This is a genomic window from Lapidilactobacillus luobeiensis, from assembly GCF_024345205.1.
Lineage (GTDB): Bacteria > Bacillota > Bacilli > Lactobacillales > Lactobacillaceae > Lapidilactobacillus > Lapidilactobacillus luobeiensis.
Map to the genome: position 1 here is coordinate 17,813 of NZ_BROC01000031.1, position 18,790 is coordinate 36,602.

The 18,790-nt window shown below is 48.0% G+C and carries 15 protein-coding genes; 8 read left to right on the forward strand and 7 right to left on the reverse strand.

Annotation, left to right across the window (positions count from 1 at the left end; all coding sequences use genetic code 11):
* The first annotated feature begins 407 nt into the window (after positions 1 to 407).
* From OCU21_RS09685 to eno, 5 genes are all read left to right on the forward strand, one after another.
* Entirely contained in the window at positions 408 to 1,445 is a 1,038-nt protein-coding gene (locus OCU21_RS09685) for a sugar-binding transcriptional regulator (RefSeq protein ID WP_261807208.1), read from the forward strand.
* Between the two features lie 35 nt (positions 1,446 to 1,480).
* Positions 1,481 to 2,509: a type I glyceraldehyde-3-phosphate dehydrogenase gene (gap, locus tag OCU21_RS09690; protein WP_261807209.1), complete on the forward strand. Its 1,029-nt coding sequence runs from the start codon at positions 1,481 to 1,483 to the stop codon at positions 2,507 to 2,509.
* A gap of 95 nt (positions 2,510 to 2,604) precedes the next feature.
* Positions 2,605 to 3,816 carry a phosphoglycerate kinase gene (locus OCU21_RS09695; protein WP_261807210.1) on the forward strand — a complete coding sequence of 404 codons (1,212 nt, stop codon included), beginning with the start codon at positions 2,605 to 2,607 and terminating at the stop codon, positions 3,814 to 3,816.
* Positions 3,817 to 3,847: 31 nt separating this feature from the next.
* Positions 3,848 to 4,603 (forward strand): triose-phosphate isomerase, encoded by a 756-nt coding sequence (tpiA, locus tag OCU21_RS09700; RefSeq protein ID WP_261807211.1) that lies wholly within the window; start codon positions 3,848 to 3,850, stop codon positions 4,601 to 4,603.
* An 89-nt stretch (positions 4,604 to 4,692) separates the two neighbouring features.
* Complete coding sequence (eno, locus tag OCU21_RS09705; RefSeq protein ID WP_261807212.1) at positions 4,693 to 5,988, forward strand: phosphopyruvate hydratase; 1,296 nt, start codon at positions 4,693 to 4,695, stop codon at positions 5,986 to 5,988.
* Between the two features lie 867 nt (positions 5,989 to 6,855).
* Here the strand turns inward: eno and OCU21_RS09710 are convergent.
* The 6 genes from OCU21_RS09710 to OCU21_RS09735 form a co-directional block, all read right to left on the reverse strand.
* Positions 6,856 to 9,075, reverse strand: a complete 2,220-nt coding sequence (locus tag OCU21_RS09710) for a transglutaminaseTgpA domain-containing protein (protein WP_261807213.1) — start codon at positions 9,073 to 9,075, stop codon at positions 6,856 to 6,858.
* The gene (locus tag OCU21_RS09715) at positions 9,072 to 10,106 is read right to left on the reverse strand and encodes a DUF58 domain-containing protein (RefSeq protein WP_261807214.1); all 1,035 of its coding nucleotides are present in this window, start codon (positions 10,104 to 10,106) and stop codon (positions 9,072 to 9,074) included. The genes OCU21_RS09710 and OCU21_RS09715 overlap by 4 nt, the downstream gene beginning before the upstream one ends.
* Positions 10,107 to 10,110: 4 nt before the next feature.
* On the reverse strand, positions 10,111 to 11,049 hold the full coding sequence (locus OCU21_RS09720; RefSeq protein WP_261807215.1) for an AAA family ATPase: 939 nt from the start codon (positions 11,047 to 11,049) through the stop codon (positions 10,111 to 10,113).
* 259 nt (positions 11,050 to 11,308) lie between these two features.
* Positions 11,309 to 12,037, reverse strand: a complete 729-nt coding sequence (locus tag OCU21_RS09725) for an AzlC family ABC transporter permease (protein ID WP_261807216.1) — start codon at positions 12,035 to 12,037, stop codon at positions 11,309 to 11,311.
* Between the two features lie 132 nt (positions 12,038 to 12,169).
* On the reverse strand, positions 12,170 to 12,499 hold the full coding sequence (locus OCU21_RS09730; RefSeq protein WP_261807217.1) for an AzlD domain-containing protein: 330 nt from the start codon (positions 12,497 to 12,499) through the stop codon (positions 12,170 to 12,172).
* Positions 12,486 to 13,193 (reverse strand): AzlC family ABC transporter permease, encoded by a 708-nt coding sequence (locus OCU21_RS09735; protein ID WP_261807218.1) that lies wholly within the window; start codon positions 13,191 to 13,193, stop codon positions 12,486 to 12,488. The genes OCU21_RS09730 and OCU21_RS09735 overlap by 14 nt, the downstream gene beginning before the upstream one ends.
* A 240-nt stretch (positions 13,194 to 13,433) precedes the next feature.
* On the opposite strand from OCU21_RS09735, the gene OCU21_RS09740 reads away from it, so the two are divergent.
* From OCU21_RS09740 to OCU21_RS09750, 3 genes are all read left to right on the forward strand, one after another.
* Positions 13,434 to 14,549, forward strand: coding sequence for a polysaccharide deacetylase family protein (locus tag OCU21_RS09740; protein WP_261807219.1), 1,116 nt, complete (start codon positions 13,434 to 13,436; stop codon positions 14,547 to 14,549).
* A gap of 1,076 nt (positions 14,550 to 15,625) precedes the next feature.
* Positions 15,626 to 16,879, forward strand: a complete 1,254-nt coding sequence (locus OCU21_RS09745; protein WP_261807220.1) for a PTS transporter subunit EIIC — start codon at positions 15,626 to 15,628, stop codon at positions 16,877 to 16,879.
* A gap of 3 nt (positions 16,880 to 16,882) precedes the next feature.
* Positions 16,883 to 17,806, forward strand: a complete 924-nt coding sequence (locus tag OCU21_RS09750) for an alpha/beta hydrolase (RefSeq protein WP_373875485.1) — start codon at positions 16,883 to 16,885, stop codon at positions 17,804 to 17,806.
* Between the two features lie 86 nt (positions 17,807 to 17,892).
* Here the strand turns inward: OCU21_RS09750 and OCU21_RS09755 are convergent, their stop codons facing one another.
* On the reverse strand, positions 17,893 to 18,549 hold the full coding sequence (locus OCU21_RS09755) for a hypothetical protein (RefSeq protein WP_261807221.1): 657 nt from the start codon (positions 18,547 to 18,549) through the stop codon (positions 17,893 to 17,895).
* Between the last annotated feature and the right edge of the window lie 241 nt (positions 18,550 to 18,790).

The following is an 18,790-nucleotide window of genomic DNA, read 5'->3' on the forward strand; positions in this document are numbered from 1 at the left end:
GCGTTCCACCACCCCCAGCCCGACCTGGAGCCCACCACAACTGCCATTCACCAACGCCACGCGCAGCGCCAGCCGTGGATATTGTGGAAACGTTGTGCTCACTAGCCCAGTTTCTTCCATCTAACCAGTTGAGCTTCACAGCAAGTCTTGTCGTTTCAATGAAGGAAGGGCGAAAAACCCGTGATCACAGCAATCGATCATGCTCTTGATAAGATTAAATCGTGAAATTTTCAGGAAATTCCTGATAAAGCGGTTGCAAATCTTGCAAATGAAAATCACAATTGTTATAATGATTTCGGTGCTTGAGATAGGGTAAGACTTTTGATCAACGCTATATTTTTTGGCACTGATGGGTCGCAATATGACACCGTTGGACGATTCTTGTCCCACTGAAAGGTCTGGCTGTGATGCAGAATGACTTAACGTGGTTGGATACGATCGCCCCGGGTTTCTTGAATACGATCAGACAGCGGTATTTGATCTTGCAGCGGATCCAATGGCTAGAACCTGTTGGCCGGCGCACGCTGGCTCAAGAGCTTGGGCTCAGCGAGCGTGGACTACGAACAGAAACTAACATTTTGAAAGCTTCAGGATTGATAAATTCCTCGAAATTAGGTATGGTATTAACGGAGAGTGGCCGTGATATTCTCGGCAAACTCGACGACCTCATGTCTGATTTATTGGGATTTCCGAAGAAGGAGCGGCGCTTAGCCGACGTCTTGGGAATCGACCATGTCTTGATCGTTTCCGGCGATTGTGATTCGCAACCGCGGGTACTGGAATCCATGGGTCAGCTGTTGAATAAGTCCTTGGCAGTGCTGTTACCTGATGGCGAGAATATTATCGCTGCGATGGGTGGCACCACCATGGCGGTGATGGCCAAAGAATTAACGCCGGCATTGGCGAAACAACGTGATTTGTTGTTCGTACCTGCCCGTGGCGGTGTTGGCGAACTGGTCGATATTCAGGCCAACGCGATCTGCTCGGAAATGGCCAAGCAAACTGGTGGTCGGCACCGGAGCTTGTATGTTCCCGAGGACATCAGCGAGCGGACCTATCAGCCACTGCTCCAAGAACCATCGATCAAGTCAGTCCTTGATTTGATCGGCCAAGCCAATGTGGTGATCCACAGCATTGGTGAGGCGATGACCATGGCTCAACGCCGGAATATGTCGGCGGAGATCATTGGAGAATTGCAAGCCAAGCAGGCAGTTGCCGAGGCTTTCGGCGATTTCTTCGATGAAAGTGGTCAAGTAGTTTACAAGATACCGCGGATCGGCTTACAGATCCCGGATCTTACTGAAGTTCCTTATGTATTCGCCATCGCGGCGGGCCAGAATAAGGCCAAAGCGATCCGCGCTTACATGCACAACGCGCCGCAACAAACGTGGTTGATCACGGATGAGGGCGCTGCTAACTCGCTTTTAAAAGGGGCAACCTTTTAAAGAAATTTTTTATTTCCTGAAGGAGGAAATTTTGTATGACTGTAAAGATTGGTATTAACGGTTTCGGACGTATCGGACGTTTGGCATTCCGCCGTATTTTGGACTTGGGTGCTGAATCAAATGAAATCGAAGTAGTTGCAATCAACGACTTGACTTCACCAGCTATGTTGGCTCACTTATTGAAATATGATTCAACTCATGGCACTTTGGATGCTGAAGTTAGTGCGACTGAAGACTCAATCGTTGTTAACGGTAAGTCATATCGTGTTTACTCAGAACCACAAGCAGACAAAATTCCTTGGGTTGCAAACGATGGCGTAGACTTCGTACTTGAATGTACTGGTTTCTACACTTCCAAAGAAAAGGCTTCAGCTCACTTGAAGGCCGGCGCTAAGCGTGTCTTGATCTCAGCTCCTGCTGGTAGCGATCTTAAGACTATCGTTTATAGCGTAAACGATGATACCTTGACTGCTGACGATACAATTGTATCTGCAGGCTCATGTACAACAAACTCATTGGCACCATTCGCACAAGCATTGAACAATGAATTTGGTATCGAAGTTGGTACTATGACTACGATCCATGCTTACACTGCAACTCAATTGATCCTTGACGGCCCAGACCGTAAAGGCAATCGTCGCAATGCTCGTGCTGCTGCTGTTAACACAATTCCTCACTCAACTGGTGCTGCTAAGGCTATCGGTTTGGTCTTACCTGAATTGAACGGCAAGTTACAAGGTCATGCACAACGTGTTGGTGTGCCTGATGGTTCTGAAACAGAATTAGTTGCGATCTTAGGCAAGAAAGTTAAAGACGCTGACGAAATCAACGAAGCTGTTAAGAAGTATACGGAAAATAATCCTTCATTCGGTTACAACGAAGACGAAGTTGTTTCTTCTGACATCATTGGCACAACTTACGGCTCAATCTTTGACCCAACTCAAACTGAAGTAACAACTTCAGGCGATCACCAATTGGTTAAGACTGTTGCTTGGTATGACAACGAATATGGCTTTACTTGCCAAATGGTTCGTACTTTATTGAAATTCGCAACTCTTAAATAGTTAGCTAACATTTTAGAGTTTCGATTCTTTTGAGGCGGAGGGAGGTTGACTCCTTTCGCCTTTTATCATGAATTCTTTACGGAGGTTGTCCACAAATGGCAAAATTAATCGTTTCTGACGTTAACGTTAAAGATAAAAAAGTTTTGATCCGGGTCGACTTTAATGTGCCGATCAAAGACGGCGTGATCGGTAATGATAACCGGATCGTTGCCGCTTTACCTACGATCAAATATGTAATCGACAATGGTGGCAAAGCCATCTTACTTTCTCACTTAGGTCGGATCAAGAGCGACGACGATAAGAAAAAATTAAGCTTACGTCCCGTTGCGGCTCGTTTGGCTGAATTGTTAGGCAAGGATGTTAAATTCGTGCCGGTCAATGAAGGTGCTGAATTAGAAGACGCGATCAACGCAATGGCTGATGGCGATGTGATCTTAATGGAAAATACCCGTTTCCAAGACATCGACAATGATTTCGGCAAACGCGAATCCAAGAATGATCCTAAGTTAGGTGAATATTGGGCATCCTTAGGCGACGTTTATGTGAACGACGCTTTCGGTACCGCACACCGCGCTCACGCTTCTAACGTGGGGATCGCCACAGCGATGAAGGCCGCTAACAAGCCTGCAGCTGCTGGCTTCTTGATGGAAAAGGAAATCAAGTTCTTAGGGACCGCCGTTGATAAACCAGTTCATCCTTTCGTCACCATCTTAGGTGGCGCTAAGGTTTCTGATAAGATCGGCGTGATCGAAAACTTGATTCCTAAGTCAGATCATATCTTGATCGGCGGTGGCATGGCTTATACTTTCTTGGCAGCAAAAGGCTACCAGATCGGCAAGTCCTTGTTCGAAGCTGACAAGCTTGAATTGGCGAAGGAACTGTTAGCTAAGGCTGGCGACAAACTGGTTTTACCAGTTGATAACGTTGCCGCAACTGAATTTTCAAATGATGCGCCTCACGAAATCGTTGGCGATGATATTCCTGACAACGAAATGGGCTTAGACATCGGGCCTAAATCGATTGCTTTGTTCAAGGATATCTTGAAAGACGCGAAGACGGTTGTTTGGAACGGCCCAATGGGTGCGTTTGAAATGAGCAACTACGCTGAAGGCACATTGGAAGTTGGTCGGGCTTTAGGTGCTTTGACTGACGCAACCACGATCATCGGTGGTGGTGATTCCGCTGCGGCCGCGATCCAATTAGGCATCGCTGACCAGATCACTCATATCTCAACAGGTGGCGGCGCTTCACTTGAATACTTGGAAGGCAAGACCTTGCCAGGTATCGCTGCTATTTCCGAGAAATAATTTCCAAAAATAATTTTTGAGGTGAAAGATATTGCGTACACCAATCATTGCCGGTAACTGGAAAATGAACAAGAATCCTCAAGAAACACAGGCTTTCTTGGAAGCAATCAAAGGCCAATTACCAGATCCAGCGCAAGTTGAATCAGTTATTGCCGCGCCTGCGATCGACTTAAACGCATTAGTATGGTTCTCCAAGGATTCTGCTTTAAAGGTTGCCGCTGAAAACTGTTATTTTGAAGACGAAGGCGCTTATACCGGTGAAACTTCACCAAAAGCGTTAGCTGAAATGGGCGTTGACTATGTGGTCATCGGTCACTCAGAACGTCGCCAATATTTCCACGAAACTGACGAAGACATCAATAAAAAGGCGAAAGCGATTTTCCGCAACCACATGTTGCCGATCATTTGCTGCGGCGAAACGTTGGAAACACGTGAAGCTGGCCATGAAGTTGACTGGGTCGTTGGTCAAATCAAGGCTGCTTTGGCTGGCTTGTCCGCTGAAGAAGTTTCTAAATTAGTGATCGCTTATGAACCAATCTGGGCCATTGGGACTGGCAAAACTGCTAGCTCTGACCAAGCTCAAGAAATGTGTCATGAGATCCGTGAAGCTGTCAAGTCATTGTATAATGAACAAACTGCTGAGAACGTTCGGATCCAATATGGTGGTTCTGTTAAGCCGGCTAATGTGCAGGAATTAATGGCTAAACCTGACATCGATGGTGGTTTGGTCGGTGGCGCTAGCATGATCCCTGAATCATTTTTAGCCTTGGTCAACTACCAAAAATAATGCCGCTTTGGAGTGTTAAACAACACTAAAATTTGGTACTATAATGAATGTAAGCCGATAAATCGGGAAAAAGAAAAGGAGCGAAACAAATGTCTGTAATTACTGATGTTTTAGGCCGCGAAGTTTTAGATTCACGTGGCAATCCTACTGTTGAAGTTGAAGTTTATACTGAATTAGGTGGCTTCGGCCGCGCGATCGTCCCTTCAGGCGCTTCAACTGGCGAACACGAAGCTGTTGAATTGCGTGATGGCGACAAATCACGTTTTGGTGGCAAGGGCGTTTTGAAGGCTGTTGCTAACGTTAACGATGCTATCGCAAAAGAAGTTATCGGGATGGACGCAACAGACCAACGTGCTTTAGACCAAGCGATGATCGAGCTTGATGGCACACCTAACAAAGGTAAATTGGGTGCTAACGCGATCTTAGGCGTTTCCTTAGCTGCTGCTCGTGCTGCTGCTGACGAAATTGGCTTACCATTGTACGAATATCTTGGCGGCCCTAACGCTCATTTGTTGCCAACACCAATGATGAACGTGATCAACGGTGGCGCTCACTCAGATAACAAGGTCGACTTCCAAGAATTCATGATCATGCCTGTTGGCGCTAAGTCAGTTCACGAAGCTGTTCGGATGGGCGCAGAAACATTCCACGCTTTGAAGAGCTTGCTGGCTGCTGACGGCAAAGCAACTTCTGTTGGTGATGAAGGTGGCTTCGCTCCTGACTTCGCTAACAACGAAGAACCTTTGGAATACTTGGTCAATGCGATCCAAAAGGCTGGCTACAAGCCTGGCGAAGATATTTCAATCGCGATCGACGTTGCCGCTTCCGAATTGTGGGATGCTGAAACTAAGAAATACAAGTTACGCTGGTCAACTGGTGAAGAGATGGATACACCTGCATTCATCGCTTACATCGAAGGCTTGGTCAACAAATACCCAATCGTTTCGGTTGAAGATCCAATCGACGAAAACGAATGGGAAGACTGGCAAGAAATTACCAAAGAATTGGGCAAGAAAGTCCAAATCGTTGGTGATGACTTGTTCGTAACTAACACTGATTACCTCAAGAAGGGGATCAGCATGGGCGTTGCTAACTCGATCTTGATCAAAGTTAACCAAATCGGTACTTTGACTGAAACTTTTGAAGCCATCGAAATGGCTAAAGAAGCTGGTTACACTGCCGTTGTTTCTCACCGTTCTGGTGAAACTGAAGATACAACGATCGCTGACTTGGTTGTTGCGACTAACGCTGGCCAAATCAAGACTGGTTCAATGAGCCGGACTGATCGGATCGCGAAGTACAACCAATTGATGAGAATCGAAGAACAATTAGGCGATGCTTCTAACTACAAAGGTATCAACAGCTTCTACAACTTGAAAAAATAATTAGCTTCCGGTGAAGTTAATGACCGTCTATCCGTTGGGTAGGCGGTTTTTTTTGTCTTGTTTTTTGAAAAGCGCGGCTTCTGTATTTGCTGACTTGCTTGATTGCAGGTGTGGTTGGGTTTGAGTGTGGACACAACCGCCTCAGGGCGTTTTTAGTGGCTGGAACGCAGTGGGCATCGTTTGAAGCCAATCCGCAAATACGGCGGCTTGTCTTCAAAGCGAGCCTTTGTCTAAGTGGCAAAGCCACAAAGACAAATTTCACTGCTGAGCCACACGCCCTGAGGCGGTTGCTAGGCAAGTTTGAGCCTATCTGCAATCTAGGCGAAGTAGGTTACGAAGTGCTTTTGCAAGTGTGGTGGTCAAAATGAGACCATTTCATTTTGCGAGAAGGTCCTGTCAGTTGTTTGACCAGAGTTGCCGGTGATTATCAAGCCGCTTGTTGCGGTGTGACTATCAGTACGAACTTGTGACCACTAGCCATGGTCCTCAACTACGTGGGAATCCGTCAATTTACACGCGCAGGTGTTATGGCGTGGCAGCTTAAACTACTTACAATTGTTGAGTAACTGTAACGGAGTGGTTCGGGGTGAGATCGCCGTGAAATTGGTCTTAGTGGCTGTGCCACTTAGACCAAGGCTCAGCTTTAAGATTCGCGTACTTTGCGAAGCTCAAAGTGACGCCCACAGCGAGCTCACCCCGAACCACGCAGTGGAAGTTACGGCTAAGATATGGGAGCACAGCGAGCTTACCCGCCACACGCAACGCAGGCTGCGGCCAGAATCGCTACGGAATAGACACCATAGCAAACCACCATTGATGCCATAGAAAAAACCGTGTCTGGGCACGGTTTTTACGTTATTGTCGCGATCAGTGTTTTTGACGATAGCGGTGGCAAAGCTGACGCCAGTTGCTCCTGCGCAGTAAAGTACGGCTAAATCCCTGAATAGCCTTTTGGGGGATCAGCGCCTTTTCTTGACCAAAGGTTTGTTGCTGATAGGCGTTTGTTATTTGCTCAAAAGTAGTACCCAGTTGCCAATCGCTGTCGAGTGCTTGGGCATAGGCCGTCAGGGTTTGACCTTGGGCGCGGGGGTACAAAGGTTGCAGACTACGAAGGGTCGCGCGATAGAAGCGTTCGAAGTTATGCTGTTTTAGATGGCGCGCCCAGAGCCATAGGCAGACAGGATAGAGCAGCGGCACGATGGCGATGATGAGCCCGAGCAAAATCAGCCAACTCAAAACAACTAACCAATTGGGCAGGTGTCCATTGAGTTTGAAGGTGCTGGCTTTTTTGCGGGTGCTACTGGTGGTGGCACTGGAACTTTTGTTGGCGGCAGTTGTTTTCGTTGTGCTACTGGTAGCGCTGGTCGAGCGAGTGCTGCTACTGCTACTGGAACGTTGGCTGATTGGTTCAGTGGTGGCGACCACTTCGTCGGCGTTGGCGAATCCTGGTGTGGGTTCAAACGGTAGCCAACCATAAGCGCCAAAGTAAACTTCAGGCCAAGCATGGGCATCGGAATTAGTGATCGTATACTCGTACCGTTGTTGGCTCAGCTCTTTGGTCAGGGTACCAGGCGCGAATCCTTTGGCCCAACGTGCAGGGATGCCGATACTGCGGAGCATCACGACCATCGCCGTAGAGAAATTATCACAATAGCCAACATGCGAATCAAAGAGAAAATAGTCGACATAATCGCGGTTTTGGGGCAATGTCGGGGTATCGATCTTAGAATAAACGAGTTCTGCGGAAGTGGCTAGGTAGTTTTCGATCGCCTGCACTTTTTGATAATAAGTCGGGGCGTTTCTCGTTAGTTTAAGCGCTAATTTTCGCACCCGATTGGGCAAGGTCGTGGGCAAAGCTAACTCTGTTTGGTAGGCGCTGGTATTTGGTGTGGGCATCGTCGCAATCGTTGCCGCTGTCATTTTTTTCGCGGCGGCGGTCAGCTGCATTTGTTGGACATCGGTCGCATTACCATAAAGCCGCTGTGAAAGATTATCATAAAAAGTGCTGTCCAATGAACCCGGTTGAACATTCTGAATGTTCAGCAGCCCATAAGGTAAGGCAATGTAATCTTGATTGTCCAGTGTTGTCATTTCGATCGCTTCCGACTGAGTTTGGTAACCCACCGTTGCCGCGCTATCACTTAAAACGGTCGGCGCATCCAAATAGCGTTGGCTGTCATTTTGATTTGTGCTGGTCCACCGCAAATTGCGCGTATTCTGCCAACCACGACCAGAATATTGGTTCTTGACTTGGATCCGTAAATAGTGGGGCTGGCTTGCCTGCAGTCGGATCACCGCCGTAGGATCATCGTACAAGGGGCCACCTAGCTGACTATCATCTTCGGAAAAACCTGTGCGGCTTGCGCCCTTAGCATAGCGTTCGATTCGTTCATAAAGACCGGTACGATTGAGTTGGGAACGCAATTCAACCGACCAACTGGCTAATTTAAGATTGATCTGAGGTAGGTTAGTGATCGAACGCCAGACCCCGACCACTAACAGCAGGGGCACGAGCCCTAACAATAGTTGGGACCAAGCGAAACGTTGATCTCGATAAAGCGACCAACCGCGGCTGAGACAAAAGATCAAGGTCAGTTGTAATAGCTCACTGGTCAGTTCATTACCATTAAAAATATGGACCGACATCAGATAGAGAAAAACGATCAAACTCGCGATCCCGGGACTGGACCAGAAGCAACTGAGCATCAAAATCAAAGCCAAGGCGATCAAGGCCAGTGTCACACTAAGGGTCGCGGTCAATTCGGCCGAACCACTGGTCAAGGAGGTGCTGATCGCCGTACTTAGGCGGCTGAAATAAGTACGCAACCATGCTCCCGAGAGCCCTAGATCATATGGCAGTAAGCGCCAGATCGTCAGTAGTTGGACCACACTCAATGCCAAGAAGGCTAAGGGCCAAGGTACACGCAAAAGGCTTAAGATAATGATCAAGACCCCGATCAGGACTAAAGCCTGCCAGAGTAGCAGCTGTTGCTCGATCTGATTGACGATCAAAAAGGCCTTTAAGAATAGATAACTGAGCCAAAAACCGCCAAGCAGACCGATCAGCTTATTCAAGAAGCGCTTCATGACAACGCCTCCCTAGGGACTGTGACTTGTTGCTGCGCATTATTGACTGTGATCGTGGTCGGTGTTACTTGGACGAGGATCAGTTTTTGTAAGGGGAATTGTTGGCTGGCTGTTGCCCATGAGGTCGCCGCCGCGCTGAAAACGATCAGAGCAGGGGTTCGCTGTAACGCTTCTGGACTGACCCAGTTTTGTTCCGAGTTAGCTTGGAATTGGGCCAATTGGGTCCAGGATGGCTGATTTAGGCTGGTTTGACCCAAGTAATAACCCTGCTCCCATAATTTAGTTTCCTGATCCAACGTTGTAAAGGCGCCTAACAAAGATTCAAAAGCCGGCGCTGCAGTTGCCAATAAAACGCCTGCCCAGATCGGTTTTTGTTCAGGCCGATCTTGACGGATCGTTGTTTTGCCCCGCTTAGCCGAGATCTTCCAATCAATGGCGTGGAGCGGGTTGCCTGGTCGATAATCACGCAAACTTTCCAAATCAAATGAGGGGTTAAGATCATCAGCGTTGGCATGCTTAACAAAATCGGCCAGTACCGCAATCAAGGCTTGACTCAAGGCAGGTTCAGCGGCGGGACCAACGATCAAAGGCTGTTTCAGCGTCAGGTGGCGCTGTTTGGTTGCACAACCGAGAAGATCCCAGGCCTGTAAAGTTAAAGGTAGCTCTGTATAAACGCCGCGAGTCAGTTGGTTAGGCCAATGAAAGTCACGCGCACGCCCAAAATAGGGACCTTGCCATAAGGTCCGTTGATCAGCGCGCACCGCTAACTTGGCAAAAAAACCGCGCCCTTTTAGTTGGAAGCGTAATGATTTGTTGGAAGTCGCGCTTAGCTTGCGTGCGCTGGTCGTCACTTGAAGTCGCGCTAATGGTGCCGCTAAGCTGAGCAAACTAAAGAAAACGGCGGTGATCGCCAGATCTGTGACCAACCAACTTGTTGGACTATTGAAGACTAAACCTAATATGATCAGTAGCAATGATCCTAGAAAAAAGGCCAGATTGCGCCGCCAGCTGTGCCAATGTCCTGTTCTCATCAGCTCACCTCGTGATCGGGACGGGGATCTGTTGTAATAGCTCAGCTAAAATGACCGCTGCGTTCAGACGGACGCCTGGCTGAATGATCAAACGATGGGCGAAAACCAGCGGCACCAGAAGTTGAATGTCTTCGGCCAACACAAAATTTCGCCCTTGAGTCAAGGCGTAGGCACGCGCTGCCGCCGCTAAGGCTAAGGTGCCCCGAGGACTGACGCCTAAACGGATCCGATCGTCTTTGCGTGTGGCGCTGGTGATCTCTAGCAAATAATCCAGTAAGGAATCGGCAAAGTGGACTTTTTGAACTTGTGCCTTCAACGCGCTTAGTTGTTCCGCGGAAATGATCTCTTGAGCTGCTGGGGCAGTCGTGGCCCGATCTGCTAAATCAAGCATTGCCAGTTCCGCTTTTTTGTCAGGGTAGCCAATACTCAAGCGCATCAAAAAACGATCCATCTGCGCTTCAGGCAATGGATAGGTCCCTTCATAATCACTAGGATTCTGCGTGGCTAGGACGAAGAAGTTCGCGTCCAAGGGATGGGTCGTGCCATCTAAAGTGACTTTGCGTTCGCCCATTGCCTCTAACAAGGCCGACTGGGTTCGGGGCGTGGCCCGATTGATCTCATCTGCCAAAACAAAAGTGGCGAAGATCGGTCCCGGTTGAAACGCGAAAGTATTGTCGTGACGATCAAAGATCGAGACCCCGGTGATATCCCCAGGCAACAAATCAGGCGTGAATTGGATCCGATGATAGCTACCTGCGAAAACCTTGGCCAGTGTTTGCGCCAAGGTAGTTTTGCCCACGCCAGGGACATCCTCGAATAAAACATGCCCGTTCGCCAATAATGTGGTGATCGTCAAGCGGATGATATCGCGTTTGCCGACGATGACTCGTTCGATCTCATCAATGGCTTGATCGATCAAAGCCTTTGCTGCAGTCGCTTCCATAAATTGACCCCCTTTTTCTTTATTATCTGACAGTTACTATCTTTTAACAAGTGAAACACCTGTCTTTTCCTGCCATTTTGCGTTTTCTGTGTCAAGGCGCACTTGACTTCTTGTCCGTAGCCTTCTTCAGTTGGTCGAAGATTTTTTAAGCAATGGCCCAGTGGTGCCTTTATTTTACAGGCCAAGGTGTGATTTGACCAATGCTCATTTGCTCTACCCATAATGCCTAAATGGTATAGGTACAAAATAAAAAAGCAGGTCAGGGAGACACTACTTTTGGTGGGAAGAAATGATGTTTTAAGAGAACGCCTAGGCCACAACCCACGATCGTCGCGACAATGATCAGCAGGTTACTGGGAATAAAGATCATCCCGAGATAGACCAAAGCTAAGGTCAAACCGATCACGGTCAATTGCAAGAGCAGGGGCAAACTGCGATCAGCGCTGATCTGGAGATAAAGCAGACCAATAAACATGGCGATGATCGCGAAATCCAGACCTAAGCGCTGGGGATCAGTAATATAATTCCCGATCAGGGCGCCGATCAAAGTGGCCAAATTCCAAGTGGCATAGGCCAGTAAATTGACTGTATTGAACCAAGGAAAGTTAAGCTGACCGGCGGTGAAATTAAGCTTGTTCATGCCTAAAGCGAAACTTTCATCGGTCAAGAGCGTCCCGAGAAAAATATTTTTGAGTAAACTATCTTTTTTGAAATAAGGCGCGATCGTTAAACTCAATAAGATCATGCGGGCATTGACCAGAAAAGTCGCGAGGACGATGGAAATGATCGGGCTGTGACTGACTAGTAAACTGACCGTAATGAACTGCGCCGATCCGGCATAAATAAATAGCGACATGAATAACACGAGCCAGGGACTAAAACCGCTGGCCCGACCGACCACGCCAAACGCGATCCCGATCCCGAGATAACCGAAGACAGTCGGCAAGGTTTCCTTGAACGCAGTCGCTTGATCAAGTTGATGATTCATTTGTAAAACCCCCCTTCGGAATGCGAACTGACCTGCTCCGTGTCACACAACCCAATCGCATATTTTAAATCAAAGTATCAAAGCAAAACATTATGTCAACGGATCCACAAGAGCAGCAACGTTAGGTCGTGGCTAAGCCAAGATCACGCGGATCACGGCTAGAGAAACGATCCCCACTGCGACGATCACCAACAGATTTTTAGAAATGATCGCGCTGATCAAAGTTGGCACTGAGGCCAAAAAATTCTCCAGATTCAGTCGGGGCAAGTGACCTAGATCTTGCGTGAACAGATTGCTGAACCACAATGCGGACATGATCACGATCGGGACGAAGCTAAGAAATTCCAAAACGCGATCAGATAGCGTGAATTTTTTCAGTAAGATAAACGGTAAGACCCTGGATAGCCACGTGATCAGGCCACAACCAATGATCGTTACCAAGGTATATTCAAAAGAAGACATGTTTCAGTACCACTCCTAACAGGCACCCGACCAAAGTCACGACTAAGATCAGCAGGTTGGCGGGAATAAAGATCAGTCCAATATAAATAAAAACGAAAACGATCGCGACCATGATCGTTTGTAAACGCCGATCAAGTGTCCGATCAGCGCTGAGTTGCAAATAAACTAGCCCGATAAACATGGCAACGATGGCAAAATCAAGCCCCAGTTGTTCCGGGTCAGGAATATAACGACCAAGTAAAGCACCGCTCATACTGGCGCCGATCATCATCAGATAGGGCGGCAAGGCAGCAGGGTAAAACCACCGGAAAGTCAGTTTACTACCGGTATAATTGGCCTTATTCATCGCTAAAGCGAAGGTCTCATCGGTCAAGAGACTGGCCATCAAAATATTTTTCCAAAGTTTTTGTTCGTGAAAGTGGGGCGCGACGGTTAAGCTCATCAAGATGATCCGGGCGTTGACTAAAAAAGCGGCGCCAAAGATCGCTAGGATCGGACTTTGACTAGCAAGTAGGCCGATGATCACGAATTGAACAGAACCGGCGTAAACAAAGAGTGATAATAACAGTACCAGCAAAGGTGTGAAGCCGTTTGTTTGGGCGATCACGCCAATAGCGAAGCAAATACCAAAATAACTGAATACGATCGGCAGCGTCTCTCGTAAGCCCGCGCGGGGATCCAGATCATGGCTCATTCCCGATTCTCCTATCTATCTCAAAATCCAAGGGAAAAATAAAGTGTTGGTTAATGATAACACACTGATCCTTGTTCTGAGCAAGTCACTGACGGATTTTTTTATAAAACAGCGCAGTTTTTTCTTCTGTGGTGAAAAGCCAGCGCTTATTATTTGAAAAAGAGTGATCAAAGTCGCCAAGGTAGAGAAAATATTTGGTATAATCAGGGTAGTTGATCGATCAAGACGGAAGCGATAGCAATGAACGGGCGACATCAGGCAAAAACGAGCTGGCAGAAGCATCGAGGTAAGTGGCTTGCTGGCATCTTAGGGGTAATCGTGATCATGATCCTTGGCGGGGTGATGATCGCGCAAGGGCAAGCGGCACGACGAGAAGCGGCGACGCAACGGCAAGTCAAGTTACGGGCAGAAGCAGTCGCGGCGGCCAAAAAAGAAAAAAGCGCGCGGCAAAGTTCGCAAAAAGAAGCAGCAGCTCAGCGCGCCGCTGCGAAAAGTTCTAGTGAAGCGGCGGCCGCAGCCAGTTCAAGCAGTCAGCAAGCCGCGGAAACGGCCTCAAGCCAGAGTAGCAGTTCTGCAGGCGCGACCAGTTCCACAAATACGTCCCCAGCAACGACCACCCAAGCTTCTGGAGTCACGACCGGGATCGGGCAAAATCACACACCGGCTGCTAGCAGTTATGCTTTTGATGTGGCGCAGATCCGTGCGGTGATGAATGGTCAAGCTAGTTATACGGGACGAAAAACAGTTTTCTTAACTTTTGATGATGGTATTGATTTGACAACGACGCCACAGATCTTGGCGATCTTACAACGCTACCAAGTCCACGCAACTTTTTTCCTAGTAGGTAAGTCGCTGGGCCCACGGACGCAAGCCTTACTACAGCAGGAATACCAGGCAGGTCATGGACTGGCGATCCACAGTTTCTATCATGATTATGGGCGGCTTTATCCGAACCGTCGCGGCAACGCGGCGCAGATCTTAGCGGAGGCAGAGCAGACTCAGGCGGCTTTGCGGCAGTATTTGGGCGCCCAATTCAGTACACGTGTTTGGCGTTACCCCGGAGGTCACATGTCTTGGCAAAACTTAGCGCCAGCAGACCAAGCGTTGAGCTCTCATGGGTATCATTGGATGGATTGGAATGCGGCTTCCGGCGATGCGATGAGCGCGGCGCAAGCACCGAAAAATGTCGCGGAAATGGTGCAGTATCAGGCACATTCGCTGAGTTATTATCCTGATCACGGCGTTCGTGTGGTTTTGATGCATGACGCGGCCAGCAAACAACTGACTGTCGATGCCTTGCCTAAGATCATTGAGTTCTATCAACAGGCTGGGTATCAATTTGGTATCTTGAGTTAGTTAGACCTTGTGAGCTGATCTGATTTGAGCTGATTTGAAAAGTGCGGTTTCTGTATTTATTTCTCCGCTTACTTGCAGGTGTGCTGGGTTTGGATGTGGACGCAACCGCCTCAGGACGTTTTTGGTGGCTGGAACGCAGTGGGCATCGTTTGAAGCCAATCCGCAAAAGCAGCGGCTTGTCTTCAAAGCGAGCCTTTGTCTAAGTGATAAATCACTAAGACAAACTTCACTGCTGAAACGTGTTCGCCAACCTAGCTTCTTCCGCTTAGCTACGCTCTTATTCCGGAAGCAAGGAACGCTTCCAAAATAAGAGCTAGGCTAATGCTCAGAAGCTGACCAGGTCGGCTCACACTCTGGATAGAGCCACACACCCTGAGGTGGTTGCTGGGCAAGTTTGAGCTTATCTGCAATCTGGGTGAAGTAGTTTGCAAAGTGCTTTTGCTAGTGTGGTGGTCAAATAGTACCACTTCGATTGGTGAAGAATCTCTGACTAGCTGTTACGGTGTCACCATCTTATAATCCTGTGATTGCAAGCCATGGTCGTCAACTGCGTGGGAATCTGTCAATTCACACGAGCAGGTAGAATGGCGTGGAAGCTTAGTCTGCTTAAAACGGTTGAGCGGGCGGAGTGGAGTGGAGTGTGGCGGGTGAGCTCGCCGTGAAATTGGTCTTAGTGGCTGTGCCACTTAGACCAAGGCCTGATTTTAAGACTCGCAAAGCGAGGCTTAAAACAGCGCCCACAGCGAGCTCACCCGCCGCACGCAACGCAGACCGCGGCCAACGTTGAAACGTAACAGCTTGCCCGCTACACGCAACGCAGCCCGGGGCCAATCTTAGAACGGAATAATTATCACCGCAGACTCACCAACGTATTTTTCTCCGCATAATTGCGTAATCGCTCCGAAAACAAAGGTCAGGGCTTCCTCAAGCCGACTAGCGTCAAGGCTCAGGGGCTGACCGGCGCGATCCGCATCCTATTGACTTGACCTTTTGGGGCTAGGTTTGTAGAATCTGGGGTGTAAGCGTAACTTACGATTGGGGAGAAGGTGGGCACCATCACTGGAATTGTTAATTTCTTGACCAAAGTCCGGTCGTTGTCGTTTTTTCAGATCATGCAGCGGACTTTAGTCATTTTGTTTCCATTCGCGCTTTTTGGCGCGTTTGCGCAAGTATTTGCGGCCTCGTTTTTGTCGGTCGGCGGTTTTTTCGGCAGTATTTTTAATGTGGATGCTTGGTTGCCACACTATGAAGCGTTGCGGGTCTTGTTTGAGGACTTGAGTCAGTTGACTTTGGGGATGCTGACTGTGGCTGGCGCGTTCCAAGCCGCTAAGTATACGGCGAAATACTACCATAAAGATGATCAAATGGCCGGCTTGACTGGTGCGATCGGCTATAGCTTGATTTTTTTCCACCACACGACTACGGAAAATGGGATCGCGGTCGAAATGCGGTACTATGACTATCATTGGTTACTGGTCGGTGTTTTAGTCGGTTACGGTGTGGGTCGATTGTTCCGCCGTTTCGGTCAGTCGGAAGATGCGACGGCGGCGGATCCTGATTTGATTTTGAACCGGGCATTTTTAGCGATGCGGCCGATTTTGATCACTTTGTTCTGGGCCCTGATCTTGCATACCGGGTTCGCATTTTTGCGCTATGCAAAAATCGACCAGTATATCACGATGGGCGTTCAAAACTTGGCCAATCAGAAAGCCAGTTTACCAGTGACTTTTGGCGCGGCGTGGTTGACGACGATTTTAGGTTGGTTTGGTTTCACCGGCCCATTAGCTTATACTAGCAAAATTTCTGAGATCGAGATCTGGGATAATTTGGATATGGCGCTCAGCAAGGGCAATAGCTGGCAAGCGCCGCATCCGTACACGGCCTTGTCGCTATATCATAGTTTTGGGACCTTTGGCGGGACGGGGGCTTTACTGGCGCTATTGATCGGGTTGATTTTATTGAGCCGTAGTCGCAATTCACGCTTGGTGGCGCAATGGAGTTTCTTTCCCGCCATTTTCAATGCGGGCCTACCGATCATGTTGGGTATCCCGATCTTGTTGAATCCGTTGTTCTTTCTCCCCTTTACCTTGATCCCGTTGATCAACATGGGTTTGGCGGCTGGGGCGATCGCCTTACGTTGGATGCCGCCAGTGGTTTATCCAGTACCAGCGGGAACACCGGGGCCGTTAGTGGCCTTTATCGGGACCAATGGCAATTTCGCCGCTTTGATATTTGGGATCAGTTTATTGGTGATCGATGTTTTGTTATACTGGCCTTTTATTCGCCTAACAGAAAATGTGAACCAGCATTTGCGAAAAGAGGCGGTTTAAGTGTTGCTTTTTAAGAAAATACGCCAATGGCCAAAACTAGTTTGGCACTGGATCTTTTTGAGTTTGTTCTTGCTATTGATCGTGGGGTTGGCTTGGCCGTCATATGCCTGGACTCAGGCCAACGTCAAGCAAATGGCCACGCGCCATAATTCAAAAATGTCGCCGGTGATCATGATTCCCGGAAGTAGCGCCAATGAAAGTCGTTTTGATTCATTGATCACGACCATCAATAATACCGATCATCAAAATCATAGTTTGTTGCGCCTTCATGTTTATAGTGATGGGACCATCAAGGCGACTGGCTCGATCCGACCTGATGACCACGAACCTTTTATCGTTGTCGGCTTCGAGAATAATGCTGATGGCTATGACAATATCCAAAAGCAGGCGAAGTTATTTGGCCAGGCTTTTAAACAGTTGGCCAAGAAATATAATTTCAATAATTTTAAGGGTTTTGGTCATTCAAATGGCGGCTTGATCTATACCGATTTTCTAGAACATTATTTTGACGATGATCAGATCACGATGAAGCGCTTGATGACTGTGGGCACGCCTTATAATTTTGCCGAGAACTCCACCAGTCGCAAGACGCAAATGTTGGCGGATTTCATCAAGGATCGAGGCGCGATCCCGACCGATCTTGTCGTCTATTCGGTGGCGGGGACCGAGAATTATGATAATGATAGTATCGTGCCGATCAAGAGTGTGGCGGCCGGCAAATATATTTATCAAGGGCAGGCGGCGCAATACACCCAGATCACCGTCACGGGGAAAATGGCCCAACATTCGGAACTTTTAGCCAATCCCCAGATCCTCGATCTGATGACTAGATATTTGCTTGATCCCGTTAAGACTAATCCAAAAAAGACCACCACCCGAACTTATCATGATGATGATCCGACCAATACTTTAGATAATAACAAATGAAAATAAAGTCCAATAAAAACGGTCACTTCTTTCTCTGCTGGTTTGAGTAGGAAGTGACCGTTGATCGTTGCCCTGAAGTGATCCAATCATTGCTGGGTCACGTCATAATCAGAGACCCGTGGTTCTGTGTCGGGATCTTTTTTCTGCTGGGCGACAGCTTGCGTGTACTTTTGATACACAGCTGTCGTTTTGATTTTTGCGACTGAAGTCGTATCACTAGCATCATCATCTAGTAGGATATTGGAATTGGCGCCGGTGACCAGTAAGGAGCCATCTTGTTGAGCATAGGCGATGAACAAATAAGTTTTTCCTTTTTGTGGCAGGGTGTCGTTCTCAAATAAATCGTAGGCCGTTTTATCTTCACGGATCCCACCTGCTTTGGCCAAGTCGATCGGCGCCGTGGTGATCAACTCATTCTTGAGATTGGTCAAGACTTGGACTTGGTATTGGGTATAAGCGGAACCGATGTATTCGACTGAACCATCTTTTCGTTCGACCGGCACCTTATTTTCATAAGTGGTACCTGTCAGCTCAGTGACCTTGCCGACAAAAACATAATTGCCCGAACCAACGACAGCCTGAGGATCAGAAACATCAATATTGTAATCGGCCTGAATGGTATAGGTCGATGGACTTTTGGGGATCTTATTTGCGGCGTGTCGATCTAGACCATTACTTATCAAGATGAGACCAACGACAGCGGCCAGTGCGATCAGCCCAAACTTGAGCCAGTTCTTTTTCATAGGATTGCCCTCCTATATGATCGTGAGATCGTCACGACGATCGTTTGTGATGATCTGGTTATATTAGCGTGATCATGACCCTTGGTAACGTTGATTTAACGTCTACTTATTCATAATTCAATAGTATCATGAAACCGTTTTAAATCAAATGGCTACTACTTTGATGATGGCGTCAAGTTAACGTGGGTTTTAGTAATAAAGATATTTGCTAGAATTATCTGAATACTGATGGCACCAGTAC